Source organism: Pseudoxanthomonas sp. GM95 (assembly GCF_900109775.1).
Lineage (GTDB): Bacteria > Pseudomonadota > Gammaproteobacteria > Xanthomonadales > Xanthomonadaceae > Pseudoxanthomonas_A.
The window spans coordinates 1,221,406-1,246,652 of the sequence record NZ_FOAX01000001.1 but is presented as its reverse complement, the minus strand read 5'-3'; the positions used below and the strand labels follow the sequence as shown (position 1 = coordinate 1,246,652).

Sequence of the window (25,247 nt, the reverse complement as noted above, 5' to 3'; positions counted from 1 at the left end):
AGAAATCCAAGGTGCGCCAGCGTGCCAGCAGCGCAACGCCACGTCCAGCCGGCGCACCGCGCAGCTTAAGAAAGCCCGTGGCATAGTGGCGCCCCGCTTGGCCCGCCCCCACCTGAAATCATGTCGAAGAAGACCTCGTTCCCGAAGGAAGACATCCGCGTCCTGCTGCTGGAAGGCGTCAGCCAGTCCGCCGTCGATGTGTTCCAGGCCGCCGGCTACAGCCAGATCGAGTTCCACACCAAGTCGCTGCCGGAAGACGAGCTCAAGGCGCGCATCGCCGAAGCCCACATCATCGGCATCCGCTCGCGCACCCAGCTGACCGAAGAGGTGCTGTCGCACGCGCGCCGCCTGATCGCGGTCGGCTGCTTCTGCATCGGTACCAACCAGGTCGACACCGAAGCGGCCGAACTGGCCGGCATCCCGGTGTTCAACGCGCCCTATTCCAACACCCGCAGCGTCGCCGAACTGGTGATCGCCCAGTCGATCATGCTGATGCGCGGCATCCCGCAGAAGAGCGCCGAATGCCATCGCGGCGGCTGGTCCAAGTCAGCGCTGGGCAGCCACGAAGTGCGTGGCAAGACCCTGGGCATCATCGGCTATGGCCACATCGGCACCCAGGTCGGCGTGCTGGCCGAGGCGATGGGCATGAAGGTGATCTTCCACGACATCGAAACCAAGCTCTCGCTGGGCAACGCCAGCCCGGCACTGAGCCTTGAGGACCTGCTGGAGCGCTCGGACGTGGTCACCCTGCATGTGCCGGAAACGCCGTCCACCAAGGACATGTTCGGCGCGGCGCAGATCGCCGGCATGAAGAAGGGCGCGCACCTGATCAACGCCTCGCGCGGCACCGTGGTCGATATCGACGCACTGGCCGAGGCGCTCAAGTCCGGCCAGGTTGGTGGCGCGGCGGTGGACGTGTTCCCGGTCGAACCCAAGGGCAATGGCGATGCGTTCGTCTCGCCGCTGGCCGGCCTGGACCAGGTGATCCTGACCCCGCACGTCGGCGGCAGCACCCTGGAAGCGCAGGACAACATCGGCATCGAGGTCGCGGCCAAGCTGGTGCGCTACAGCGACAACGGCAGCACCCTGTCGGCGGTGAACTTCCCCGAAGTCACTTTGCCCGGCCACGAAGGCAGCCGCCGCATCCTGCACATCCACCGCAACGTGCCAGGCGTGCTGTCGCAGATCAACGATGTGTTCCGCGGCCAGGGCATCAACATCGACGGCCAGTTCCTGCGCACCGATCCGCAGGTCGGCTACGTGGTGATCGACGTGACCGCCTCCGAAGAACAGACCACGGAGCTGAAAGACGCGCTGGCCGCCATCGACGGCACGCTGCGGGTGCGCGTCCTCTACTGAGGCCCGCGGCGGCTTCGGTCGGCGCGACTGCGCTTGTTGAATTGTTGTGTGGGAGCCGCTTCAGCGGCGATGAGGCTTTAGTGAGAACGCCTCATCGCCGCTGAAACGGCTCCCACATTCATTTCTGCGTCGCCCAGCATCGGGCAACGACGATCAGTCAGACGCCGCCTGCCGCGCCAGCCACTTGCCGGCCATGCGGCTCAATGATTCGTCCGGATCAGCTGCCACCTCGGCCACCGGGCGCCACGCCAGTCCCAGCGACTCATGGTTGCCGACGAAGGTCTCGCCGCCGCCGGCACGCACCACGTAGCGCACATCGAAGTGCCAGTGCCCTGGCACGTCCTTGCGCTCCGGGATCCAGTGGCAATCCAGATCGAAGACCGCCGGATCGTCCAGCACCAGGCCGGTGAGGCCGGTTTCTTCCTCGGCTTCCTTCAAGGCCACGCGCGACAGGTCAACGTCGCCATCGGCGTGACCGCCGGGCTGCAGCCAGCGCAATAGCTTGGCGTGATGCATCAGCAGCACGCGCGTGCCGTCGGCACTGACCAGCCAGGCCGAAGCGGTGAAGTGGCCTTCCAGGCGCGCGCGGACAAAAGGATCCGGCTCGGCCAGCAGCGCCGAAAACCCACGATCGGCGGCCATCTCCTTGGGCCAGCGCTGAAAATAGTCATCAAACTGGGAGGTCAGGCGGGCGCGCAGCAGGTCGGGCATGGGGGAACTCGGACAAGGATCGACCCCGTTATTGTCACCGGAGCGACAAGGGCACAAGGTAACTTGTGCAACCGACAGCATGCCGGGTAAGGTTCGGCGGTCGTATCCGCGCGCCAAGGGGGCAAGCGGGTCCTTTCCGCTTTACCGACCCTGGGGATCACCGAATGCTGTTCTGGCGCGTCAAGCCGCTTGAAAAAATTCTTGAGACCGCCGAGAAAAAGGCGCTCACCCGCCAGCTCGGTGCCTTCCAGCTCACCATGCTTGGTATCGGCGCAGTCATCGGCACCGGTATCTTCGTCCTGACCGCCGAAGCGGGCCAGAAAGCCGGCCCCGGCCTGATGGTGGCCTTCGTCATCGCCGCCATCGTCTGCGCGCTGGCCGCCCTGGCCTACGCCGAACTGGCCGCGATGGTCCCCGTCGCCGGCTCTGCCTACACCTATACCTACGGCGTGCTGGGCGAATTGCTGGCCTGGATCGTCGGCTGGGCCTTGGTCCTGGAATACGCGGTGGCCGCAGGCGCGGTCGCGGTCGGCTGGTCCGGCTACATGAACGGCTTGCTCGACAGTGCCGGCTATGGCCTGCCCATGGCGTTGAAGGCCGGCCCGCAGGCCGGTGGCGTGTTCAACCTGCTGGCCTGCGTGATCTCGCTGGTGATTACCGGCTTGCTGGTGCTGGGCACCAGCAAGAGCGCCTGGGTCAACGCGGTCCTGGTGACGATGAAGATCGTCGCGCTGATCGTGTTCATCTCCATCGCCGTGCCGGCTTCGCAGGACACCAACTTCCAGCCTTTCTTCCCGACCGGCTGGGGCAGCCCGATGGGCGGCGTGGGCGTACTGGGTGCGGCGGCGTCGATCTTCTTCGCCTACGTCGGCTTCGATGCGGTCTCCACCGCGGCCGAGGAAACCAAGAACCCCAACCGCAACATCCCGATCGGCCTGATCGGCTCGCTGGTGATCTGCACCATCTTCTACATGCTGGTCGGCTACGGCGCGGTCGGCTCGATGGGCGCCCAGCCGCTGTTCGACGCCGCCGGTGCCGCCATCGCCCCGGGCAGCAAGGAGTTCGCCGCCGCCTGCGCACTGCCGGCCAACGCCGAAGCCCTGGTCTGCAGCCACGAGCCGCTGGCCCACGTGCTGCGCGTGCTGGGCTGGGACTGGGTGGGTAACGCGATCGGCATCGTCGCTGCGCTGGCCCTGCCGACCGTCATCCTGATGATGATCTACGGCCAGACCCGCATCTTCTTCACCATGTCGCGCGATGGCCTGCTGCCGGCCCGCCTGTCCAAGGTCCACCCGAAGTTCCATACCCCGCACATCATCACGATGATCACCGGCGTGTTCGTAGCCCTGTTCGGAGCGCTGTTCCCGGTCGGCATGCTGGCCGACATCTCCAACTCGGGCACGCTGTTCGCCTTCATCATGGTGGCGGTGGGCGTGTTGATCCTGCGCAAGAAGCAACCCAACCGCCCGCGCCCGTTCAAGACGCCGTTCGTGTGGGTCACCTGCATCCTGGCCATTGCCGGCTGCATCCTTTTGTTCGTCAACCTCTCCGGCTACACCATCGGCCTGTTCTTCGGTTGGGCGGCGATCGGCCTGGTGGTGTACTTCCTGTACGGCTACAAGCGCAGCCACATGATCCCGGGCAACGAGCCCCAGGACGATGGCGACAGCATGCCGCCGGAACCCAAGTTCCACGAGGGTCCGCAGGCGTAACGCCTGCCACCTCGCAGCACAACGGAAACGGCGCGGTCACCCGCGCCGTTTTTGTATCCGGGTAAAATTCCCCGCATGAACACCCTGCCCTACGACGCCGCACGCCTGGCCGCCCTGGCCGACGAGATCACCGCCAACGTGGCCGAACTGGCCGCGCTCGGCTGGACGCCCGCCACCAGCAGCAACTTCTCCGAACGGCTGGACGATCGCCATGCCGCGATCACCGTCTCCGGCGCGGACAAGGGCCGCATGGGCCGCGAGCACATCATGGTCGTGGACTTCGAAGGCGCGCCGGTGGCGACCGACAAGCGCCCTTCGGCCGAAACCCTGCTGCACACCCAGCTGTACAAACGCTTCCCGGACGTGGGCTGCGTGCTGCACACCCATTCGCCGGTGCAGACCATCGCCTCGCGCCTGTACGCCAGCGCCGGCCACATCCGCCTGGAAGGCTACGAGCTGCTCAAGGCCTTCCACGGCAACAGCACCCACGAGATGGCCGTCGACGTGCCCGTCTTCGCCAACACCCAGGACATGAACATCCTGGCCGCCCAGGTCGATGCCCTGCTCGACGAGCGCCCGCTGTGGGGCTACCTGATCGACGGCCACGGCCTGTATGCGTGGGGCCGGACGATGGCCGAGGCGCGCCGCCACCTGGAAGCTTTTGAGTTCCTGTTTCACTGCGAGCTGGAACTGCGCAAGCTCGGCGCCCGCGGCTGACCCGCCGGCGCCACCCGTTTTGAAGCCGCCCGCAGCGTTGCGCCTTGGCAACGCTGCCCGCCGTCCGCACTTGTTACCCTTTCCCGCCCGGCCTTCGCCCCCGCCAGGAGCCCTGCCATGAGCCGCCTTCGCATCTTCGACCACGCCGACCCGGCCACGCCGCTGTTTGCCAGCTACGACCCGGATTTCATCGCCACCGAGCTGCACAAGATCGGCGTGCTGTTCGAACGCTGGAAAGCCTCCAAGGCGATCGCCCCGGGCGCCGCACCGGAAGACGTCATGGACGCCTATCGCGCCGACATCGATCGCCTGGTGAGTGAGCGAGGCTTCAAATCCGTGGACGTGGTGAGCATCGCGCCGGACCATCCTGCGCGCGCCGAAATGCGCACCAAGTTCCTGGACGAGCATTTCCACAAGGAAGACGAAGTGCGCTTCTTCGTCGCCGGCTCCGGCCTGTTCACCCTGCACGTGGAGGACAAGGTCTATGAGATCGAGTGCGTGCAGGACGACCTGATCGCCGTGCCCGATGGCACCAAACACTGGTTCGACATGGGCGAGGAACCGAGCTTCGTCGCGATCCGCTTCTTCACCGAGCCGGATGGCTGGGTCGGCCATTTCACCGGCGAGACCATCGCCGCGACCTTCCCGCGTTACACGCCCGAGAAAGCTCACTGATGGCGACCGTCCAGGCAATCCTCACCGACATCGAGGGCACCACCAGCAGTATTTCCTTCGTCAAAGACGTGCTGTTTCCGTATGCGCGCCGTGCGCTGCCGGAATTCATCGCCGCCAACGCCGACAACCCGGACGTGCGCCCGTGGCTGGATGCGGTGACCGTCGATGCGCCGCAGGCGCAGGACGATGCCGCGCGCGTGGCGGTGCTGCAGGACTGGATCGACGCCGACCGCAAGCACACCGCGCTCAAGGCGCTGCAGGGCATGGTCTGGGATGCGGGTTTCCGCGAGGCCGACTTCACCGCGCACATGTATCCGGACGCGGCCGAAGCGTTGCAGCGCTGGTATGCCGAAGGCCTGGTGCTGTACGTGTACTCGTCCGGTTCGGTGCCGGCGCAGAAGCTGTTCTTCGGCCATAGCGATGCGGGCGACCTGACGCCGCTGATGTCCGGTTGGTTCGACACCGAGATCGGCGGCAAGCGCGAGGCCGACAGCTACGCGCGCATCGTCGAACGCATCGGCATGGCGCCGGGCGAGATCCTGTTCCTCTCCGACGTGGTCGCCGAACTGGACGCCGCGCGCGAGGCCGGCCTGCAGACCGTGCTGCTGGATCGCCTGGACGACTACCCGACCCCGCGCAACACGTCCGACTGCAACGGCCATCCGCGCGTGACCGGCTTCGACGCGATCACGCCGGCAGGCTGAGTCCGCGGCGGACGCGCATAAGCAGGAACGATTCGCATTTCGTCATCGAATTTCCGGGCTGGCTAGACTGCGCGCACGCCGTCAGCCCGCTTTCGCCAGCGACGACGTGCACCGGTCACCGCCAGCCAGCCTTCGCAAGCCAGCAGACCGCCAAGAACGCCCCGCAAGGGGCGTTTCGTGTTTTCGGGGTTTGGAATTTCGTGGCGCGTTCAGTGGGCGCGCGTGGCGTACCAGCGCGCAATCGTGGCGCGCTCCTCGGCGCTCATCTTGGTGGTGTTGCCCATCGGCATGGCCTGCAGCTCGACCACCTGCCGGTAGATCACCCCGGCGTTGCCCTCGACATCGTCCATGCTGTCCAGACTCAGCCCGAACGCGGCCCACGGCATCACCGTCGCATGGTCCGAATGACAGGCCTGGCAGCGCTGCACGACGATTGACCACACTGCCTGCGATTGCGGCGGGAGCGGCCTGGCCATCGCCTGCTGCTTGCGTTGCGCCTCAGTCGCCACGCGCGTGGCCAGCGCCAGGCCCACGAGCGAAAACAACACCAGCATTCCGGCGATCACCGGCAGCCCCCAAGTGCGTCGGCCGCGCCGCCAGCGCAGGCCGAACCACAGCACCAGCGCCGCCGCCAGTATCCACACCGCCAGCACGCTCCATCTGGCCAAGGGGGACACGTCATGCAGGCTGATCATCCGAGATTCTCTGAAGCAGACAGGCCGCGCTGCGTATCGATGCCGGCCGCAATCGCACAGTTTATCCGCGCACCTGTCCGAGCGCCTGGCGCGCCTTCAGCTTCCGCGATAGGTCGAATAGCCGAACGGCGACACCAGCAGCGGCACGTGGTAATGCCCGGTACCGGTGATGCCGAAGTCCAGCGGGATCGCATCGAGGAACGGCGGCTCGGGCAACGTGGCGCCCGCCGCGCGAAAATACGCGGCCACCGCGAACACCAGCCGATAGCGCCCTGCTTCCAGCACCTGTTCCCGCAACGCCGGACAGCGCCCGTCCGCGTCGGTGGCGCCCTCCCACAGCAACGCACCGCTCGCATCGAAGAGCTGCACCGCCACGCCAGCGGCCGGGCCACCGCGGCTGGTATCGAGCACGTGGGTCGAAAGCGAGGTCATGCGGCGGATTCCTGCGGCAGTGGCCACTGGCCGGTGAATTCTTCTTCGTCGAAGGCAAGGAAATCGCGTACGACCGCGGCGCGGTCGTCGACGAACAACTGGTTGGCCACCGCCTGCGCCAGGCGCGGCAGCGCGTACTTCAGGCCCGACAACGCCGCGGCGGATAGGCCCAGGTTGATCAGCGCCGAGTAGTTGAACGCGAACAGGCCGTGCAGCGCAGCGGCATCGTCCGCGCTACGCGGCTGCAGTTCGAAGCCCGCGCCCAGATACGGATGCGCGTCGAGCAGCGGATGGGCGATTTCCACCGGCGCCGTGTAGCGATCGCGCCAGCGGGCAATGCCGGGCGCCAGCGACGCCAGTTCGGGGCGCAGATCGGGATCGGTCACCAAGCCGGTCGCAATCGCGAGGAAATCGAACACGTGCTCGCCCTGCGGCGTGGTGACGATGGCTTTGCCGTCGCGCTCGGCCACCGCCAGCCACGGCGCACCCAGATGCAGATGGAAACCGGGCATCGCCACGGCACGGGCGAAGGTGTCGTTGGTCGGCGGCTGGTTGCGGGCGAAGAAGCTCGCCATCAGCGCGTACTTGTCTGCATCGGGCAGCGCCGGGAAGCGCGCAATGATGCCGGCCTGTTCCATGTGCCGGATCGGATTGACCCGCGGCAACTCCGCGCGCCGCACGAACACATGTGCCTCGCTGACGCCGCGCTGCAACGCGTACTGCGCATTGTCGAACGAGGACGCGCCACCGCCAAGAATGCCGATGCGCTTGCCGGCGAACGCGTCGTAATCCAGTGGTCCTGACGTGTGCGCGTACAGCGTCGACGGCAGGTTGTCCGACACGATTTTCGGCACGACCCACTGGCCGCCGCCCTGGATGCCGGTAGCCAGGATGACCTTGCGCGCCAGCAGCACGCTGCCATCGTGCAGGTGCAGGCGATGCAGGCCGGCCTCGGGCAGCGGTTCAACCTGGAGCAGGCGCGTGTTGTTGCGCACCGGGATGTCCAGCACGCGCCGATACCAGCGCAGGTACGCCATCCAGTCCTCGCGCGGAATCTTGTCCAGCGCCTCCCAGCCGGCCGCGCCGTGCTGCGCTTCCCACCAGCTGCGGAACGTCAGCGACGGCAAGCCAAGATCGATCGAGGTGATGTGCTTGGGCGTGCGCAGCGTGACCATGCGCGCGTAGCTGAGCCACGGGCCTTCGCGGCCTTGCGCGCATTCGTCGACCACCAGCAGGTTGGACACGCGCTCTCGCATCAGCGCGAACGCTGCGCCCAGCCCGCTCTGCCCGCCACCGACGATGACCACGTCGAACACGTGACCCTCGTCGTGCGTGCGCGGCCGCGCCCAGTCCGGCTTGCCGTGGTCCAGGCAGGCCAGGTCGTGCGCGAGGCGCGCTTGGAGATCGGCCAGGCTCACGCGTGCGTGCCCTCCAGCGAGACATGCGCGGAAACGACTTTCCAGCCATCGGCGAAGCGCACCCAGCTCTGGCTCTGGCGGCCGCGTCGCGTGGCGCCGTCGCGGAAGAACTCCGCGTTGGCGGTGGCGAAATCAGCGCCGAAGGTCGCGATCTCCACGCGGCCCAGCCGACGTTGCGGCGAGCCGCCACGTCCGACGCGGAACGCGCGGATCTCGTCGATGCCATACAGCACCTCGCCCACGCCATAGCGCACCGTGGTCGGCGCGGCATGGAACAGGCGATCCATCGTGGCGATGTCGTCGGCCATCAACGCCTGCTCGTAGGCGTCGAAGGCCGCGCGCACCTCGGCCACGGTCGCCGGATCGTTGATCGTCGGGCCCTGCCCTGCGCTCATGCGGACAGTTCCGCGTTCCAGGCCGCCAATGCCGCCTCGATGCCTGCGCCGGCCGGGCAGCTGAAGCCCTCGCTGCGCAGCACCGTTTCCAGTGCGCCCAGCGTGATCAACACCTTGTGCTTGGCCGCGTTGTAGCCCATCGCGCCGATGCGCCAGACCTTGCCCTGCAGCGGACCGAACGCGGTGCCGATCTCGATCTCGAAATCCTCGCGCATGCGCCTGCGCACCGCTTCGCCATCGACGCTGGCGGGAATCACCAGGCCGGTGACATTGCTCATGCGATATCGATCATCGCCGAACACCTCCAGCCCCAGCGCACGCGCACCGGCCGTCACGGCGCGACCCGCGGCGCGATGGCGCGCATAGCGGCGCTCGAGCCCTTCCTGCAGCACGATGCGCGCGCATTCGCGTGCGCCGTACAGCATCGTGGTGGCCTCGGTGTGGTGATTGAGGCGCTTGTCCGACCAGTAGTCCATGACCATGGCCAGATCGAAATAGTTAGAGAGGATGCGCGGGCCGTCGCCGTCGTCGATGTCCTCACGCAGGATGCCGCGCTCGACATGGCGACGCGCGACGATGCGCTCGGCCGCGGCCTCGGACAGCGTAATCGGCGCCGAACCGGACGGCCCGCCCAGGCACTTCTGCAGCCCGCCGGTGACCACGTCCACGTCCCAGCGATCGGCGGCGATCTCCATGCCGCCGATGGTCGCCGTGGCATCGACATACGACAGCGCGCCGTATTGTCGGCACAGCGCACCGAAGCCGTCCAGCGGCTGCGCCATCGTGGTGGAGGTGTCGCCGTGGATGGTCGCTACCACGGCAGGACGCACGCGCTTGAGCGCGTCTTCCACGGCATCCAGCGAAACCACCTCGCCCCACGGTGCATCGACGGTTTCGATCTTCGCCCCGATGCGGCCGAGGATCTCGGTCAGCAACAGGCCGAAGCGGCCGAAGTTCACCACCAGCACCGTGTCGCCCGGTGCGACCAGCGACACCAGCGCCGCCTCGATGCCGGCACGCGCGGTGCCGTCGATCAGGAAGGTGTGCTGGTTCTGCGTGCCGAAGATCGGGCGGTACAGCGCCATGACCTCGTTCATGTAGGCGGTCATTTCCGGATCGAACTGGCCCAGCAGATCGGCCGACATCGCGCGCAGCACGCGCGGGTGGGCGTTGACCGGGCCCGGCCCCATCAACAGGCGCTGCGGGGGATCGATCTCGCCAAAGACTTCAGTTGCCACGTGCTACTCCCAATCGTTCGATGAAATCCAGCATGGCCGCCACGGCCACGCCGGCGTCGGCCGCGCTTGCGCGCTCGGCCGGGTTGTGTGAGATGCCGCCGTCGCAGCGGATGAACAGCATCGCGGTCGGGCACAGGGCGCGCATCACCATCGCGTCGTGCCCGGCCCCGGAAACCAGGCGACGCGGCGCGATGTCCTGCGCTTCCACCGCCTGCGCCAGCAGTTCGATCAGGTGCGTATCGCACGGGCTGGCGGCCAGGTCTTGCACCTTGGTGGCTTCGACACGCACACCGCGTGCGGCAGCGACGGCATCGAAGCGGCGCAGGATCTCGGCCGCGCCCACATCGCGTGTGGCGTTCTCGCCGGCACGCACGTCCAGCGAAAACGTGACGCGCCCCGGCACCACATTCGTCGCGCCCGGCTCGACCTGCATGCGGCCGACGGTGGCGACCAGGTCACTGCCGGCTTCGCGCGCGACCGCCTCGACCGCCAGCACGCATTCGGCTGCGGCGGTGAGCGCGTCGAAGCGCAGCGGCATCGGCGACGTCCCCGCATGACCGGCCCGCCCGCGCACGCTGACCTCGAAACGCAGCTGCGCGGCGATGCCGGTGACCACGCCAAGAGCCAAGCCTTCGGCTTCCAGCACGGGGCCTTGTTCGATATGCGCTTCCAGATAGGCGATGACCTCTTCAGGTGCGCGTGCAGCCTGGTGGATCGTCGAAGCCGCCAGGCCCCAGTCCTGCAGCGCTTCGGCCACACTGATGCCGTTGGCATCGGCGACACCCTCAAGCGCATCCTCGATCAACGTGCCGGCGACGGCGCGACTGGTGAACATCGAGGCCGGGAAGCGCGAACCTTCCTCGTCGCCGAACGCGATCACTTCGATCGCGAACGGCAGACGCCGGCCCGCGGCATGCAACGCCGCGACGCACTCAATGCCGAGCATGATCCCGAGCGGGCCGTCATAGCGGCCGGCGTCGCGCACGCTGTCGAGGTGGCTGCCGATCAGCAGGGCCGGAAGGCCGGTGGAGGTGCCCTCATAGCGACCGATCAGGTTGCTGGCCGCGTCCACGCGCGTGTCCATGCCGGCGTGGCGCATCCAGTCGGCGAGCTGCTCCTGCGCGGCGGCATGCGCAGGGCTCAGCCACGCCCGATACAGCCCGGTTTCGGAATCGGAATACGGCGCGACGCCCAAGGCATCGCATCGGGCGATGGCGCGCGCACCAGCGGCATCGGTTTGCGCGCTCACCATCCGGCCACCGCGCCGTCGCTGCGTGGATCGCTGGCACCGCTCAGCGTGCCATCGGCTTCGCGCACCAGTGCGCCGGCATGGCCCATCACCGAGGTGTAAGCCGGCATCAATTCGACCGCATGGCCTGCGGCGCGCAGCGCTTCGATGACCGCCGGATCGAAGCGATCCTCCAGCTTCAGCGAGGTGCTGTTCTCGCCCCAGGTGCGGCCCAGCAGCCAGCGCGGCGCGCTCACGGCCTGCTGCAGCGGCATGCCGAAGCGCGCGTAGCGGCTGAAGATCGCCGCCTGCGTTTGCGGCTGGCCTTCGCCGCCCATCGTGCCGTAGCTCATTACGCGGCCATCGTCGAACACGGCCAGCGCGGGATTGAGCGTGTGGAACGGCTTGCGTCCGGGCTTCAAGGCATTCCAGCCGTCTTGCGCAAGGCGGAAGCTGCAGCCGCGGTTCTGCCAGGTGACGCCACTGTTTGGCAGCACCAGTCCGGAGCCGAATTCGAAATAGGTCGACTGGATGCAGCTCACCGCCTGTCCACGCGCGTCGATCGCACCGAACCAGCAGGTATCGCCAAGCTGCGAAGGCTGCGGCCACGGCAGCGCCCGCGCCGGATCAATGCGCGCAGCCAGCGCATCGAGCGCGGCCGGATCGTCGAGCAACGCCTGCGCATCCAGCGTCATCCACGCCGGATCGCCGACGTGTTGATCGCGAATGAGGAAGGCCTGCTTGGTCGCTTCGATCAAGCCGTGCAGATGCGCGAAGCCTTCGCCTCGCGCCACGTCCAGGCGCTCGAACAGCGCCAGGATCAGCAGCGAGGCAAGCCCCTGCGTCGGCGGCGCGTGGTTGTAGAGCGTGGCCTCGTGCAGGCGTACGCGCAGCGGCACGCTGGCTTGCGCGCGATGCGCGTTGAGGTCATCCAGCGCGATCGGACTGCCCAGCGCCTGCAGGTCGGCGGCGAGGTTCTCAGCCAGTGCGCCGCGGTAGAAATCATCGAGTCCGGTGCTTGCCAGTTGCTGCAGCGTCGCAGCCAGCGCGGGCTGGCGTAGCACATCGCCTTCCTGCAGCGGCGCGCCGTTCGGCTCGAACGTCGATGCCCAGGCGCCGGGCTGCACGCGAAGTTCCGCGCCCTTCGTTGCGGCGATCTGCGCACCGCCCGCGGTGACCGGCACGCCGGCCTTCGCGTGGTGGATCGCGTCTTCCAGCAGGCGCGCCAGCGGCAGGGCATTGCCCTCGCCTGCCAAGGCCTGCGCCCAGCCTGAGACCGTGCCAGCAACAGTGTTGGCCGCGCCCGGCCCGCGCCACGGAATCGTGTCTTGCCCGGCATAGAAATCCAGATTCGCCGCCTGCGCGCTGCGGCCGCAGGAATCGATGGCATGCACGCGGCCGTCGGCCTCGCGGATCAGCCAGAAGCCGTCGCCGCCTAGCCCAGTCATGTGCGGATACACCACCGCCAGCGTCGCGGCGATGGCGACGCACGCCTCGACCGCGCTGCCGCCATCACGGAGCACATCGCGGCCGGCTTGCGCGGCCAGATGATGCGGCGCGACGGCCATGCCGCGGCGGGCACGCAAGGTGTGCAGCATCAGGCGGTCACTCCGGGCGGTGCGTGCGCGCCGGTCAGGCCACGCTCTTCCAGCGCACGCGCAACGGCAAACAAACGGTCCTCGCGACCCGGCGCAGCGATGAGCTGCACGCCCAGCGGCAACTGGCCCGGCCGCCACAGCGGCGCGGCCAGCACCGGGCAACCGGCCAGGCCGAGCGGCTGGGTGAAGATGCCCAGGTTCGCGCGCGCTGACACCGGCTGACCGTCGATCTCGATGGTCGCCTGATCGATCCGCGGCGCTACGCATGGCACTGCCGGTGCGATCAGCACGTCGACCTGCTCCCACAATTTCGCCATGGCCTCGCGGAACCACGCGGCGAAGCGCTGCACCTCCAGCAGCACCTGTGCGGGCTGCAGCATCCCGGCCAGCAGGCGGTCGCGCACGGCTGGATCGAAGGCATCGGGTTGCGTGCGCAGCGCGTCGCGATGCAGGTAGGCGCCTTCGATGGCAGTCATCACGAAGGCGGCCATGCGCGAGTGCTTCGCTTGCGGCAACTCAAGCGTCGGGCCAGCGTCCAAGGCGGCTCCGATGGCGTCGAGTCCGGCGCGCAGGTCGGGATCGAGATTCGCATCGAACCAGCCGCCCAGTCGCGCGATGCGCAGGCCGCCGACATCAACCTGTCCCAGCGTGGCGTCGGCCATCACTTCATGCACGGCCTGCAGCACGTCCAGCGAACGCGCGAACGGCCCGGCCACGTCCAGCGCGTCCACGAACGGGAACACGCCGTCCAGCGGCACCTGCCCGTGCGTGCTGCGCAGCCCGTAGATGCCGCACAGCGCCGCCGGCACGCGGATCGAGCCATTGGTGTCCGAGCCCAGCGCGAACGGCACCAGCCCCGCCGCCACCGCGGCCGCCGAACCACCGGATGAACCACCCGCCAGCCGCTGCACATCGTGCGGATTGCGCGTGGTGCCGAAGTGCGCGTTGACTGTGGCGAAGCCGTAGGCGAATTCGTCCATGTTGGTCGTGCCGACCAGCACCGCGCCGGCCTGCTTGAGCCGCTGCACGACCACGGCATCGCGCGTGGCGACGGGCGCGTCCACACGCATCGCGGCGCCAGCGGTCGTGGTCAGCCCACGCACGTCGAACAGGTCCTTGACCGCGAACGGCACGCCGGCCAGCGGCGCGGCTGCGTCCGTATTCGTGGTGATGCCTGCCTCGAAGATGCGGGTAAAGGCAATCAGTTCGGGATTTCGCGCCTGCAGCTGTGCGATCAGCTCAGGCAAAGCGACGGTTTGCTCGGAAGATCCGGATGCTTCCACTGCACCGGCAGCCGCCGAAGGATCAAACGCCGACAAGGCATCAACATAGCCGGCCAGCAGTTCGAGGTTCTGGGACACGCCCGGGCGCGTCGTGGGATCGATCATGTTCACAACGCCAATGTAAGCCGCGGGCTGCAGCTGCGCGAGCAGCACACTGTCACTTGTTTGTTGCTGGCCTTTTCCACATCGCTCTGCACGGTGTCGCGATGGTCGGGGATGCCATCGACCACGTCGGTCAGGCAGGCGCCGCAGATGCCCATCTCGCACGAAAGGCTCAGCGCGATGCCCGCCTCGCCCAGCACCGCGGCGATGGTGCGGTCCGGCGCGATCGTGAAGACCTGGCCGGTCGAGGCGACTTCCACTTCGAACGTCGCCTCGTCGCCCGCGTCGGCCGAAGCCAGCGGCTTGACCGGCGCGAACGCTTCGTCGTGGATGCGTGCCGCGTCCCAGCCACGTGCCATTGCAGCCTCGGTGATGTGCGCCATGAACGCCGCCGGCCCGCACAGGTAGAGCTGATGCTCGTCCGCGCCGCCTTCCAGCGCCTCGGGCAAGACCTGCCGCGCATCGCGGCCTTCTTCGGCGCTGTGCAGGTGCACGCGGTCGCCGAACTCGCCGTGCAGCTGGCGCAGGAAGGCGATCTCGCTGCGGCTGCGCACGTAGTAATGCAGCTCAAACGACGCGCCCTGCGCCTGCAGCTGGTGCGCCATCGCCAGCAGCGGCGTGATGCCGATGCCGCCGGCGACCAGCACATGGTGACTGCCCGGCTGCAGCGCAAACAGGTTGCGCGGCGCGGAAATCGTCAACGCCTGGCCCACGCGTAGGCGCTCGTGCACGCTGGACGAACCGCCGCGCGAGGCCGCCTCGCGCCGCACGCACAGCACATAGCGCGCCGTGTCGGCGGGCGTGCTGGCAATCGAATACTGGCGGATCAAGCCGCCCGGCAGGTGCACGTCCACGTGCGCGCCGGCCTCGAACGCCGGCAGCGCCGCGCCATCGGCGCGCACCAGTTCCATCGCCAGATTGCCGGCGCCCTGCCGGCTCATGGCGTCGATCACCACCTCGATCGTCTGCATGGGATCAGGCCAGAAAGAACTCGCCGAAGCCCATCTTCTTCAGGCCGCGGCGGTAGGCGATCGAGCTGCGATCGGCCGGGATGTGCGCTTCCAGCGCCATGTCCAGCGGCAGGCGCTCGGGCTTCTGCAGCTCGACCATCGCGCGGTCTTCCTCGAACACGCGCAGGTTGAAGGCATGCACTTCCTCCACCGGCTGCTCCAGGTTGAAGTTGCGCGCGATCGGCACGAACAGCCGCGTCCTGCGCGCCGACACCGGCGAGGCCACGTTGAGGATCACCAGCCGCTGTTCACCCGGGAAATGGATGGTCAGCGAGGCCGTGAAGGGCAGGTGCGTCTCGAAGCGCCGCAGCCAGGCGAAATCGGCCGGCGCCAGGTGGCGGAAGCCCTCGCCGTAGTTGCTCACGCTGCTGATGTAGTCGGCGCGGAAGCCGTGCTCGGTCTCCACCGTGGTGTAGTCCGGCACCAGCTGGTTGTCCGGATCGGCGAAGGTGTCGGTGTGGATCCAGGCGAAATGCGCCACGTCCAAAAAGCCTTCCAGCTGCCGCCCGGCAAAGCCGTTCATGTCGAACGCCGGGCAGTTGATCTGCTGGAAACCGGCCTCGTCCCAGTGCGGCATGGTCGGCAGCGGCGCCGGGTTGTCCGCATCCGGCGCCAGGCACACCCAGACCAGGCCGAAACGCTCCACCACCGGATACGTGGCCAGGTTCAACTTGGCCGGGATCGCCTGGTTGGGGCTGGACGGAATGCGGTTGCAGCGCCCGCCCGCGCCGAAGCGCAGGCCGTGGTACGGGCACACCACGCCTTCGCCATCGTGCGTGCCCATGCTCAGCGGCACGCCGCGATGCGGACACACGTCGCGCGCCACCACCACCTCGCCCTTGACCCGATACACCACCAGCGCCTCGTCCAGCAGCGTGGCCTTGTGCGGCGCGCCGGTGATCTCGCTAGCGTTGGCCACCGGATGCCACTGGCGGGCCAGCAGGTGCCAGTCGCTTTCGGTGAAGGTGCAGCCCGGTGGCAACGCGCTGTGCGGATTGGCGGGATGGGCGACGGCAGTGGCGGACATGGCGGGCAACCTGGCGAAAGCAGCTGGTGCGGGAGGACGCCCTCACCTTGCGGCCGCCCACCTGTTGCAGTCCATCCAAGATTTTTCAATCATGCGTTGCAAAAAACAGAACAGGCCAACCCCGTGCTGCCCTTCTCCCGCTTCGCCAGCTACTTCATCGAGGTCGCCCGCCAGGGCAACCTGCGCAAGGCCGCCGAGGTGCTGCATGTCTCGGCATCGGCCATCCATCGCCAGATCCAAGGCGCCGAACAGCAGCTGGAAGTCGAACTGTTCGAGCGCCTGCCCACCGGCATGAAGCTCACCGCCGCCGGCGAGCTGCTGCTGGGCGACCTCAACCGCTGGCGCAAGGAGCACACCCGCACCCTGGAGCGCGTCGGCGACCTGCGCGGCCTGCGCCGCGGCCACGTCAGCATCGCCCTGATCGATGCCCTGAGCGAAGGCTTCGTGCCGCAGCTGCTGGCCGAACTGACCCGCGAATACCCCGGCTTCTCCTTTGACCTGCGCGTGGTCAAGAACCGCCTGGCCAGCGAGCTGGTAGCCGCGGCCGAGGTCGACTTCGGCCTGCTGCTGGACCCGGTCGAACACGGCAATCTGGAAGTGCGCGCCGCCATCGACGTGCCGGTCGGCGCCGTGCTGCCGCCAGATCACGCACTCGCGCGCGAAAAGACCCTCGCCATGAGCCGCCTGCTGGACGAACGCCTGCTGGTGCCCGCCGCGCCGCTGGTGATCGAGGAGCGCACCCGCAGCCTGTACGTGCGCCACGGCGTGGACCCGCGCCGTGTCACCACCTGCAACGACACCCGCCTGATCCGCTCCCTGATCCGCGATGGCGGTGGCGTCGGCGTACTGAGCCTGGTCGATGTCGCCCACGACGTGGAGCAAGGCCACCTCGCCTTCGTCCCCCTGCACGGCTGGCAGGCGCGACCGTTGCAGCTCTCCGTGTGCACCGCCCCGCGCCGTCAGCCGAGCCGCGCGGCGCAGCTGGTGTTGGCGAGGATGGTGGCGGCGTTGCAGGGGTTGCCGGAGCGGTTGGTGGGGAAGCCGGCGAAGAAGGTCGGTACCAGAAAGCCTCGAAGTAGCTGAAGGCGCTAGTTCCCTCTACGTTCGTCATTCCCGCGAACGCGGGAATCCATAGACTTCAACTAGCCTCAGAGATAGCTGAGGAAAAGTGCACTCCCCCTGTTTCCCGCTTAAGTCTTAATGCGTTAGATGGCTCAATTTTCTCAACTTGGCCTCAGAGGCCTCTGATATTCAACGCAAGGTCCACGAATTTTCCCACACGATTGGAGTGGCAGACAGGCGATCTAGGCTTCTGATCAGATGCTGAATTTCCTGCGCTTTCCAGACCATGCCCAAGTCGGACCCCTCATGAATTCGGCCGCTGTATATACCAAGGAGCTGAGTCAGTTCTTGAGTCATCAACGCCGCCGAACCGTCGTCACGGGCGCAGAATTCTCCGCCCTGACGATGCGTGACAACTGCAGATCCTGATTGCCCCGGACGCGTTCTACAGTCCACTAGGAAGACTGGCTTCCCGTCATAGTCCAGTTCTGGCTCTGAGGCGACGAAGCCAGAGGCCCAAGCCGCGAAATAGCCTCCCGCAGTCAACCCAAGGGGAAACCCGATCACTGATACGGTTCCTGCGCATCGCACGGCGAGCCTTTGTGCGGGATCTTCTGGCCGCCACATATATGGGTAGAGCGTCACGCCGTCGGTAACGGTCAAAGGCAAAGCTACGAAATCAGCCTCGCTTCCGAATCGAGGGTGTTCATGCCACAAGGGACTCAAGTCGGCCGCGAGCAGGGGCTCTATAACGCGGCGCCAAGTACCAACAGGCCCCTCGAACCCGGATTGTCCATGAGGTGCGTGCGGATTAGCCGGCATCGCTGAGTTATGCATGATCGCGACCTGATTCGGTATAGCGCCCATTCTGGAGAGCGGCTCACCATTGTCTTGCCGCCTTCCCGTGACATTGTGCCGGTTCGTAATGAGGCACGGGCCAATCGCTGAGGTAACTACAAAACCGGTCCCGGTCGATAGGCTCTGTCCGTCGAAAAGCATTTCCAAATGCAGTGACTGGACAGATGGTTTGCTGATAAGCGTCATTTGAGCGTCGGCGATAGATGGGTTTTGCCTTATGAACCCCAGGCACCTTGTGATTGTAGCGGCGGGTCATGTTTTGGCCCCTGCAACCAAGCCCCCGCGGAGTCAATGGACTCATGGCAGAGTCGCCCACAGAGAAGGGGCTTATTGCGAGAAAATGGAACTTGACGGCGCAGGCAACTAGTTCATCAAACCGATGGTCAGAATGCACTTCCCCGCAGCGGGCGTGCAGCTTCGTGCATAACAGCGGTTCGCGATCGACGCCTTTATTGCTGATTGTGCGCCGCACCAACCCCGGCTAAGTTCAAGGCTCGTCCCCGCCGAGCCTGCCGATGTCCCGCGCCCTGCCCTCGCCTTCGCCCATCGATTCGGTGCCGCCGGTTGGACCGTGGTTCCTGCTGGCGATCCAGCATGTGCTGGTGATGTATGCGGGCGCAGTGGCGGTGCCGCTGATCGTCGCGGGCGCATTGCATCTTTCGCGGGCCGATACGGCGTTTCTGGTCAGTGCGGATCTGTTCTGCTGCGGGCTGGCGACGCTGGTGCAGTCGTTGGGATTGGGCGGCTTCGGCATTCGCTTGCCGGTGGTGATGGCGGCGACCTTCGCCTGCGTGGGGCCGATGATCGCCATCGGTGGCAATCCTGCGTTGGGCCTTCCGTATGTCTTCGGCGCGAACATCGTTGCCGGCGTGCTGGGCATCCTGGCCGCGCCGCTGATCGGGCGGCTGTTGAAGCTGTTCCCCGCCGTGGTCACCGGCACGGTCATCACCGCGATCGGGTTGACCCTGCTCGGCGTGGCGGTGAACTGGGCGGCCGGCGGCGTCGGCACGGCCGACTACGGATCGCCCGCGAATCTTGCGATCGCCGCGGCCGTGTTGCTGGGCGTGCTGGCGGTGCTGCGCCACGGCCGCGGCTTCATCGCCAACATCGGCGTGCTGCTGGGCCTGGCCGCCGGCACGGTGCTGGCGGCATTGCTGGGCCGCATGGATTTCAGCGGGCTGGGCGATGCGGCCTGGCTGGCGCCGGTGATGCCGTTCCACTTCGGCCTGCCGAAGTTCGAGCCGTGGTCCATCGTCACGATGTGCGTGGTGGTGTTCATCGTGTTCGTCGAATCGACCGGGATGTTCCTGGCGCTGGGCGACATCGTCGAACGCCCGGTCGACCGCCCGACCCTGGTGCGCGGCTTGCGCGTGGACGGGCTGGCGACGCTGTTCGGCGGGGTGTTCAACGCCTTCCCCGACACTTCGTATTCGCAAAACATCGGCCTGGTCAGCATCACCGGCGTGCGCAGCCGCTGGGTGTGCGTGCTGGCCGGCGTGCTGCTGATCGCGCTGGGCCTGGTGCCCAAGCTGGCGGTGCTGGTGGCGGCGATCCCGCCAGCGGTGCTGGGCGGTGCGGGGCTGGTGATGTTCGGCATGGTCACGGCCAACGGCATCCGCGTGCTGGGCCACGTCGACTTCCACACCCGTCGCCACAACCTGCTGATCGTGGCGGTCGGCATCGGCCTGGCGATGACGCCGGTGGTGGCGCCGACCATCTTCGACCAGTTGCCCAAGGCGCTGGCACCGCTGCTGCACAATGGGATCCTGCTGGCGACGCTGGGCTGCGTGGGCTTGAACCTGTGGTTCAACGGGTTGGGAAGCCGTGCGCTTCCATCGACGCCCGAACCGCTGGTGCCGGAGCGCGACGCGCCCTGAGTCGCGGCCCAAGCGTTCGGACACACTTGCTGCGCGCCAACAGCGACATAGCCCATCGCAGCATGCCGCCCAGGCTGATCACTGCCATGTTGTGATGACAGGCGTTCGCGATCCATCGCAGAAAATCTCGTTTGTTAAGACAAACCGGATCGAAATCGCGACCTTCATGAAGCATGCCTGTCTGGCAGATCGCCCGAGATGTCGCTTTCTGAACGCCGTGTGCCGCCATGTGTCAGCGCCCGCGACGTACGACGCGGCGTGCGAAGTCCCGTCGCTGCGATCTTTGCGCTCCGATGGGGTGCTGGGCGCCCCGAACTCACCTTTCAGTTTTGTCAGAAAACGGAAATTTTTGAGCGCACCCGGAAAATTTCCGCTGTAACCGTATCGTTAAATCCGCGGCAAGCCTTCGTTGCCCGCCGCCTTGCGCACGGGTGCCCCGGTGACTTCAGACCCTTTAAACGCAGCGCGTTTTCGCGCTGTGCGGGCCGGTTTTTTTCAGTGATTTGTAAAGGCAGTCAATGAGCCCCCTTCTCTCCCGGAAACCCACCGTCAAGCGCACCGCCCTGGCCGTCATGCTGGGCCTGTGCCTGTCGCAGGCACCGAATGCGTTCGCCCAGGCCACCGCTGGCGACATCGCCGGCACCGCCACCTACGCCAGCGGCGCCCAGATCCAGATCACCAACAGCGCCTCGGGCATCAACCGCGTCGTGACGCTGGGCACCGATGGTCGCTTCCGCATCCCGGCCCTGCCCACCGGTGAGTACGACGTGCGCCTGGTCGAAGGCGGCAGCACCGTCGCCTCCAGCACCACCACCGTGCTGGCCGGCCAGACCGTGCAGGTCAACCTGTCGCAGGACGACAGCGCCAAGAGCCTGGCCACGGTCAAGGTGAAGCGCCCGATGGTCATCAACGACATCGACACCAGCAGCGTCGAATCGCGCACCACCTTCACCGCCAGCCAGCTCAACGACCTGCCGGTGCCGCGCGACGTGAGCAGCGTGGCCCAGCTGACCCCGGGCACCTCGACCGGCAGCGGCTACTTCGGCAACCTCAACTCGTTCGGCGGTGCGTCGGTGGCGGAGAACAGCTACTACGTCAACGGCATGAACATCACCGACTCCTACGACAACCTCTCCTTCAGCGAGGTGCCGTGGCAGGCGATCGACCAGCTGGACGTGCAGACCGGCGGCTACGGCGCGCAGTACGGTTTCTCCACCGGCGGCGTCACCAGCGTCAACGTCAAGCGCGGCACCAACGAATGGCACGGCGGCATCAGCTGGGATTCGGCGCCGGATTCCCTGGCTGCGCACACGAACGACCAATACTTCAACGACGGCAGCCTGTATCGCTCGCTCAGCAAGAACCGCTCCAACAGCAACACCTGGTCGGTGTGGGAAGGCGGCCCGCTGATCAAGGACCGCCTGTTCGTGTTCGCGATCGCCCAGTACAACAAGACCACCGGCAGCACCTGGGGCGGCCGCTCCTCGCCCTCGGGCACCACTGCCAGCGAGAACGACTACAACGAGAGCAAGCCGTACGAGCTGGTCAAGTTCGACTGGTTCCTCAACGACAGTAACCATCTTGAGTTCACCGGCTTCGACAACAGCAGCCGTACCACGTACGACTACAACAACATCGGCTTCGAAGGAAACAAGGCCTACAAGAACGGCTACAACGGCCTGATCATCTCCAAGAGCGGTGGTCCGACCGGCATCCTGAAGTGGACCAGCAACCTCACCGACGACCTCACCATGTCGCTGCAGTACGGCAAGATGAAGACGGTGAACGAGCAGGTCGCAGTCTCGCCCGACGGCACCCGTTCCACCTACGGCGGCAACATCAATTCACCGGCGACCGGCTGCCCGTACGTGTCCTATGAGTCGGACTACGTCGGCGCGCAGAACAGCTGCTACATGAGCTCGACCCTGGGCGTGAGCAACGGCTACAGCCAGCGCCAGGACTATCGACTGGACTTCGACTGGACCCTGGGCGACCACGACCTGTCGTTCGGCTATGACTACAACGATTTCAACGCCAAGCAGGGTGAGTCGTACTCGGGCGGCCACGCCTACGACTACACCACCGACAGCGATGGCAACCAGATCGTCTATGACGACATCTATGCCACCGGCGGCAGCGTCGAGGTCAAGCAGAACTCCTGGTACGTACAGGATCATTGGCACGTGACCGACAACTTCCTGCTGTCGCTGGGCGTCCGCAACGACTCGTTCAAGAACTACAACACCGGCGGCGGCGTCTTCGTCAAACAGGACAACATCTGGCAGCCGCGCATCGGCTTCTCGTGGGATATGTTCGGCGACGGCACCAGCCGCCTGTACGGCAACCTGGGTCGCTACGCGCTGCCGATCGCGGCCAACGTCGCCCTGCGCGCGGCCAGCGCTTCGATCTACTCCGAGACCGCCTACAGCTACAGCGGCGTGGCCGCCGATGGCTCGCCGATCAATCCGGTTGCGCTGGGCGACACGGTGTATTTCAACGGTGAGAACGGCACCACGCCGTCGGCCTCGTCTGCAGCCAGCAAGGGCCTGAAGCCGTACACGCAGGATGAAGCGATCCTGGGCTTCGAGCATCGCCTGGACAGCAGCTTCGCGTTCCTGGATGGCTGGGTGCTGGGCGCCAAGGCGACCTACCGCAAAATCCACAACGCCATCGACGACAGCTGCTCGTCGCAGGCGCTGTACGACGCGGCCACGGCCGATGGCTACGACACCTCGGGCTTCGACGAGTGGACCGCGCCGGAAGGCAGCTCGGGCTGCTGGCTGTACAACCCGGGCAGCTCCTCGACAATCAACGTGGACGTCGATGGCGATGGTTCGCCGGACACGATCACCATGTCCGCCTCCAGCCTGGGTCCGGAAGCCAAGCGCACCTACAAGGCGGTGACGCTGAGCGCGCAGAAGGCCAGCGACCGCTGGTACGGCAACATCAGCTACACCTGGTCGCAGAGCAAGGGCAACTACGAGGGCCTGGTGAAGTCCAACAACGGCCAGTCCGATACCGGCACCACGGCTGACTTCGACTTCGCCCAGATCATGGAAGGCGCCTACGGCTTCCTGCCCAACGACCATATGCACAGCTTCAAGGCCTATGGCGCGTTCAAGATCAGCGACGAGTGGCAGGTGGGCGCGGCGCTGGAAGTGCAGTCGGGCGCGCCGATCAGCTGCTTCGGCGGTGGCTACGGCACGCTGGGCACCGAATATGGCTATACCAGCCAGTTCCACTACTGCAATGGCCAGATCAGCACCGAAGGCACCCAGGGTCGCAACCCGTGGACCTTCGAGATCAGCCCGAACCTGGTCTACAAGCCGGCGGCGATCAAGGGCCTGACCGCGCAGCTGTCGCTGCTCAACCTGCTCAACAACGACAAGCCGCTGCAGGTCTACCAGAGCTACGAGGCGGTGCAGCAGAACGGCACGACGAACTACGCCACCTACGGCCTGGGCCAGTACTACCAGGAGCCGCGCTACGCACGTCTGCAGCTGATGTACGAGTGGTAAGCCATACCTGCCAAGGCCCTGCGGCCTGAAGCAACCACGACGCCTGGCGGTAACCCCGCCAGGCGTTTTTATTGGCGCATGCCAAGGAAAGTCTTCCAATACTTCTCATCGCGGCCGCTTGTTTCTAGAGTGGGGCCATCCCCACGCTGGCTGCACCCGATGTCCGACGCCTCGACGCCCTACCCCCGCGACCTGATCGGCCACGGCCGTCACCCGCCCCATGCCGATTGGCCTGGCGGCGCGCGGATCGCGGTGCAGTTCGTGCTCAATTACGAGGAAGGCGGCGAGAACAACGTGCTGCATGGCGATGCGGGCTCGGAGCAGTTCCTGTCCGAGATCGTCGGCGCCGCGTCGTATCCGGCGCGGCACATGAGCATGGAGTCGATCTACGAATACGGTTCGCGCGCGGGCGTGTGGCGGATCCTGCGCGAGTTCGAGCAACGCAAGCTGCCATTGACCGTCTTCGGCGTGGCGATGGCGCTGGAGCGGCATCGCGAGGCCACTGCGGCTTTCGTGGAACTGGGCCACGAGATCGCCAGCCACGGCTGGCGCTGGATCCATTACCAGGACATGGCGCCCGAGCTGGAACGCGCGCACCTGGAACGCGCGGTCGCACTGCATACGCGCCTGACCGGCAGCGCGCCGCTGGGCTGGTACACCGGCCGCGACAGTCCGAACACGCGGCGGCTGGTGGTCGAGCACGGTGGCTTCGCCTACGACGCCGATTACTACGGTGACGACCTGCCGTTCTGGACCCAGGTTGAAGCTTCGACTGGCGAACGAAAGCCGCATCTGGTCGTGCCGTACACGCTGGATGCCAACGACATGCGCTTTGCCACGCCGCAGGGGTTCAACACGGCCACGCAGTTCTATGAGTACCTGCGCGACAGCTTCGATGCCCTGTACGCCGAGGGCGAGGACGCGCCGAAGATGCTCTCGATCGGCATGCACTGCCGCCTGCTCGGCCGCCCGGGGCGGATCGTGGCGCTGCAGAAGTTCCTCGACCATATCGCCAGGCACGATCGCGTGTGGGTGTGTCGCCGCATCGACATCGCCAACCACTGGCGGCAGCGCCATCCGTTCGTGGAGGCTGGCGCATGATCACCTTGGCCGACCTCAACGCACTGCCGCGCGATGCCTTCATCAGCGCACTGGAAGGCATCTTCGAACACTCACCTTGGGTGCCCGCGGGCGTGGCGGCCACGCGGCCCTATCCCTCACGCGCGGCTTTGCACGAGGCGATGTGCGCGGTGGTGCGCGATGCCGGCCTGGACGCGCAGCTGGGCCTGATCCGCGTGCACCCTGAGCTGGCCGGCAAGGCCGCCATCGCCGGTGAACTCACTGACTCTTCGGCCAGCGAACAACGCGGCGCCGGCCTGGACCAGTGCAGCCCGGACGAATACGCCGAGCTGGTGGAACTCAATCGCGCGTATCACGCGCAGCACGGCTTTCCCTTCATCCTCGCCGTGCGTGGCCACACCCGCGCCAGCATCATCGCCGCGCTGCGCGAACGCGTGGCCAATGACACTGATGCGGAAATCATGACGTGCCTGGCGCAGATCGAGAAGATCGCTGCGCTGCGGCTGGCGGACCTGGTGTCTGAGTGACCACGAACTCTTGTGGGAGCC

General features: G+C 66.6%; 21 protein-coding genes. 10 read left to right on the top strand and 11 right to left on the bottom strand.

Annotated elements, in window-relative coordinates; all coding sequences use genetic code 11:
* The first annotated feature begins 117 nt into the window (after window positions 1-117).
* Window positions 118-1,359, top strand: coding sequence for a phosphoglycerate dehydrogenase (gene serA, locus BMZ17_RS05885; protein ID WP_093137057.1), 1,242 nt, complete (start codon window positions 118-120; stop codon window positions 1,357-1,359).
* A gap of 153 nt (window positions 1,360-1,512) precedes the next feature.
* Here the strand turns inward: serA and BMZ17_RS05880 are convergent, their stop codons facing one another.
* Entirely contained in the window at window positions 1,513-2,001 is a 489-nt protein-coding gene (locus tag BMZ17_RS05880) for an NUDIX hydrolase (RefSeq protein WP_254775237.1), read from the bottom strand.
* 233 nt (window positions 2,002-2,234) lie between these two features.
* Here BMZ17_RS05880 and BMZ17_RS05875 point away from each other — a divergent pair, with 233 nt between their 5' ends.
* The 4 genes from BMZ17_RS05875 to mtnC all read left to right on the top strand — a co-directional run bounded on the left by BMZ17_RS05875 (window position 2,235) and on the right by mtnC (window position 5,878).
* On the top strand, window positions 2,235-3,782 hold the full coding sequence (locus BMZ17_RS05875; RefSeq protein WP_093137051.1) for an amino acid permease: 1,548 nt from the start codon (window positions 2,235-2,237) through the stop codon (window positions 3,780-3,782).
* A 75-nt stretch (window positions 3,783-3,857) separates the two neighbouring features.
* Window positions 3,858-4,499 carry a methylthioribulose 1-phosphate dehydratase gene (locus BMZ17_RS05870; RefSeq protein WP_093137048.1) on the top strand — a complete coding sequence of 214 codons (642 nt, stop codon included), beginning with the start codon at window positions 3,858-3,860 and terminating at the stop codon, window positions 4,497-4,499.
* Between the two features lie 117 nt (window positions 4,500-4,616).
* Window positions 4,617-5,174 (top strand): 1,2-dihydroxy-3-keto-5-methylthiopentene dioxygenase, encoded by a 558-nt coding sequence (locus BMZ17_RS05865; RefSeq protein ID WP_093137045.1) that lies wholly within the window; start codon window positions 4,617-4,619, stop codon window positions 5,172-5,174.
* Window positions 5,174-5,878 carry an acireductone synthase gene (mtnC, locus tag BMZ17_RS05860; protein WP_093137042.1) on the top strand — a complete coding sequence of 235 codons (705 nt, stop codon included), beginning with the start codon at window positions 5,174-5,176 and terminating at the stop codon, window positions 5,876-5,878. The genes BMZ17_RS05865 and mtnC overlap by 1 nt, the downstream gene beginning before the upstream one ends.
* A gap of 209 nt (window positions 5,879-6,087) precedes the next feature.
* Here the strand turns inward: mtnC and BMZ17_RS05855 are convergent, their stop codons facing one another.
* The 10 genes from BMZ17_RS05855 to BMZ17_RS05810 all read right to left on the bottom strand — a co-directional run bounded on the left by BMZ17_RS05855 (window position 6,088) and on the right by BMZ17_RS05810 (window position 16,304).
* Window positions 6,088-6,546: a hypothetical protein gene (locus BMZ17_RS05855; RefSeq protein WP_139202799.1), complete on the bottom strand. Its 459-nt coding sequence runs from the start codon at window positions 6,544-6,546 to the stop codon at window positions 6,088-6,090.
* 123 nt (window positions 6,547-6,669) lie between these two features.
* Window positions 6,670-7,005, bottom strand: a complete 336-nt coding sequence (gene uraH, locus BMZ17_RS05850; RefSeq protein WP_093137036.1) for a hydroxyisourate hydrolase — start codon at window positions 7,003-7,005, stop codon at window positions 6,670-6,672.
* On the bottom strand, window positions 7,002-8,423 hold the full coding sequence (locus BMZ17_RS05845) for an FAD/NAD(P)-binding protein (protein ID WP_093137033.1): 1,422 nt from the start codon (window positions 8,421-8,423) through the stop codon (window positions 7,002-7,004). Before BMZ17_RS05845 ends, uraH begins: the two co-directional genes overlap by 4 nt.
* Window positions 8,420-8,818, bottom strand: a complete 399-nt coding sequence (gene hpxZ, locus BMZ17_RS05840) for an oxalurate catabolism protein HpxZ (RefSeq protein ID WP_093137030.1) — start codon at window positions 8,816-8,818, stop codon at window positions 8,420-8,422. Before hpxZ ends, BMZ17_RS05845 begins: the two co-directional genes overlap by 4 nt.
* A complete protein-coding gene (locus BMZ17_RS05835) occupies window positions 8,815-10,008 on the bottom strand; it encodes a pyridoxal-phosphate-dependent aminotransferase family protein (protein ID WP_254775236.1) in 1,194 nt (397 codons plus the stop codon). The genes hpxZ and BMZ17_RS05835 overlap by 4 nt, the downstream gene beginning before the upstream one ends.
* Before the next feature lie 37 nt (window positions 10,009-10,045).
* Window positions 10,046-11,269 carry an allantoate amidohydrolase gene (locus tag BMZ17_RS05830; RefSeq protein ID WP_254775235.1) on the bottom strand — a complete coding sequence of 408 codons (1,224 nt, stop codon included), beginning with the start codon at window positions 11,267-11,269 and terminating at the stop codon, window positions 10,046-10,048.
* Between the two features lie 32 nt (window positions 11,270-11,301).
* Window positions 11,302-12,882: a gamma-glutamyltransferase family protein gene (locus BMZ17_RS05825; protein WP_093137023.1), complete on the bottom strand. Its 1,581-nt coding sequence runs from the start codon at window positions 12,880-12,882 to the stop codon at window positions 11,302-11,304.
* Window positions 12,882-14,270 (bottom strand): AtzE family amidohydrolase, encoded by a 1,389-nt coding sequence (locus BMZ17_RS05820; protein ID WP_093137020.1) that lies wholly within the window; start codon window positions 14,268-14,270, stop codon window positions 12,882-12,884. Before BMZ17_RS05820 ends, BMZ17_RS05825 begins: the two co-directional genes overlap by 1 nt.
* Before the next feature lie 2 nt (window positions 14,271-14,272).
* The gene (locus BMZ17_RS05815; protein WP_093137018.1) at window positions 14,273-15,238 is read right to left on the bottom strand and encodes a PDR/VanB family oxidoreductase; all 966 of its coding nucleotides are present in this window, start codon (window positions 15,236-15,238) and stop codon (window positions 14,273-14,275) included.
* Window positions 15,239-15,242: 4 nt separating this feature from the next.
* Entirely contained in the window at window positions 15,243-16,304 is a 1,062-nt protein-coding gene (locus tag BMZ17_RS05810; protein ID WP_093137015.1) for an aromatic ring-hydroxylating oxygenase subunit alpha, read from the bottom strand.
* A 123-nt stretch (window positions 16,305-16,427) separates the two neighbouring features.
* On the opposite strand from BMZ17_RS05810, the gene BMZ17_RS05805 reads away from it, so the two are divergent.
* The 5 genes from BMZ17_RS05805 to uraD all read left to right on the top strand — a co-directional run bounded on the left by BMZ17_RS05805 (window position 16,428) and on the right by uraD (window position 25,226).
* Window positions 16,428-17,387 (top strand): LysR family transcriptional regulator, encoded by a 960-nt coding sequence (locus BMZ17_RS05805; protein ID WP_093137012.1) that lies wholly within the window; start codon window positions 16,428-16,430, stop codon window positions 17,385-17,387.
* Window positions 17,388-18,739: 1,352 nt separating this feature from the next.
* On the top strand, window positions 18,740-20,101 hold the full coding sequence (locus BMZ17_RS05795; protein ID WP_093137008.1) for a nucleobase:cation symporter-2 family protein: 1,362 nt from the start codon (window positions 18,740-18,742) through the stop codon (window positions 20,099-20,101).
* Between the two features lie 518 nt (window positions 20,102-20,619).
* Window positions 20,620-23,619 (top strand): TonB-dependent receptor, encoded by a 3,000-nt coding sequence (locus tag BMZ17_RS05790; RefSeq protein WP_093137006.1) that lies wholly within the window; start codon window positions 20,620-20,622, stop codon window positions 23,617-23,619.
* A gap of 159 nt (window positions 23,620-23,778) precedes the next feature.
* On the top strand, window positions 23,779-24,720 hold the full coding sequence (gene puuE / locus BMZ17_RS05785; protein WP_093137004.1) for an allantoinase PuuE: 942 nt from the start codon (window positions 23,779-23,781) through the stop codon (window positions 24,718-24,720).
* On the top strand, window positions 24,717-25,226 hold the full coding sequence (uraD, locus tag BMZ17_RS05780) for a 2-oxo-4-hydroxy-4-carboxy-5-ureidoimidazoline decarboxylase (protein ID WP_093137001.1): 510 nt from the start codon (window positions 24,717-24,719) through the stop codon (window positions 25,224-25,226). Before puuE ends, uraD begins: the two co-directional genes overlap by 4 nt.
* The last annotated feature ends 21 nt before the right edge of the window (window positions 25,227-25,247 follow it).

Excerpts from the sequence above, each read along its gene's own strand:
- BMZ17_RS05880 (WP_254775237.1), bottom strand. The coding sequence starts at position 2,001 with ATGGCCGCCGATCGTGGGTTTTCGGCGCTGCTGGCCGAGCCGGATCCT.
- BMZ17_RS05875 (WP_093137051.1), top strand. The coding sequence starts at position 2,235 with ATGCTGTTCTGGCGCGTCAAGCCGCTTGAAAAAATTCTTGAGACCGCC.
- BMZ17_RS05870 (WP_093137048.1), top strand. The coding sequence starts at position 3,858 with ATGAACACCCTGCCCTACGACGCCGCACGCCTGGCCGCCCTGGCCGAC.
- BMZ17_RS05865 (WP_093137045.1), top strand. The coding sequence starts at position 4,617 with ATGAGCCGCCTTCGCATCTTCGACCACGCCGACCCGGCCACGCCGCTG.
- mtnC (WP_093137042.1), top strand. The coding sequence starts at position 5,174 with ATGGCGACCGTCCAGGCAATCCTCACCGACATCGAGGGCACCACCAGC.
- uraH (WP_093137036.1), bottom strand. The coding sequence starts at position 7,005 with ATGACCTCGCTTTCGACCCACGTGCTCGATACCAGCCGCGGTGGCCCG.
- hpxZ (WP_093137030.1), bottom strand. The coding sequence starts at position 8,818 with ATGAGCGCAGGGCAGGGCCCGACGATCAACGATCCGGCGACCGTGGCC.
- BMZ17_RS05835 (WP_254775236.1), bottom strand. The coding sequence starts at position 10,008 with ATGGGGCCGGGCCCGGTCAACGCCCACCCGCGCGTGCTGCGCGCGATG.
- BMZ17_RS05825 (WP_093137023.1), bottom strand. The coding sequence starts at position 12,882 with ATGCTGCACACCTTGCGTGCCCGCCGCGGCATGGCCGTCGCGCCGCAT.
- BMZ17_RS05820 (WP_093137020.1), bottom strand. The coding sequence starts at position 14,270 with ATGATCGATCCCACGACGCGCCCGGGCGTGTCCCAGAACCTCGAACTG.
- BMZ17_RS05815 (WP_093137018.1), bottom strand. The coding sequence starts at position 15,238 with ATGCAGACGATCGAGGTGGTGATCGACGCCATGAGCCGGCAGGGCGCC.
- BMZ17_RS05810 (WP_093137015.1), bottom strand. The coding sequence starts at position 16,304 with ATGTCCGCCACTGCCGTCGCCCATCCCGCCAATCCGCACAGCGCGTTG.
- BMZ17_RS05795 (WP_093137008.1), top strand. The coding sequence starts at position 18,740 with ATGTCCCGCGCCCTGCCCTCGCCTTCGCCCATCGATTCGGTGCCGCCG.
- BMZ17_RS05790 (WP_093137006.1), top strand. The coding sequence starts at position 20,620 with ATGAGCCCCCTTCTCTCCCGGAAACCCACCGTCAAGCGCACCGCCCTG.
- puuE (WP_093137004.1), top strand. The coding sequence starts at position 23,779 with ATGTCCGACGCCTCGACGCCCTACCCCCGCGACCTGATCGGCCACGGC.
- uraD (WP_093137001.1), top strand. The coding sequence starts at position 24,717 with ATGATCACCTTGGCCGACCTCAACGCACTGCCGCGCGATGCCTTCATC.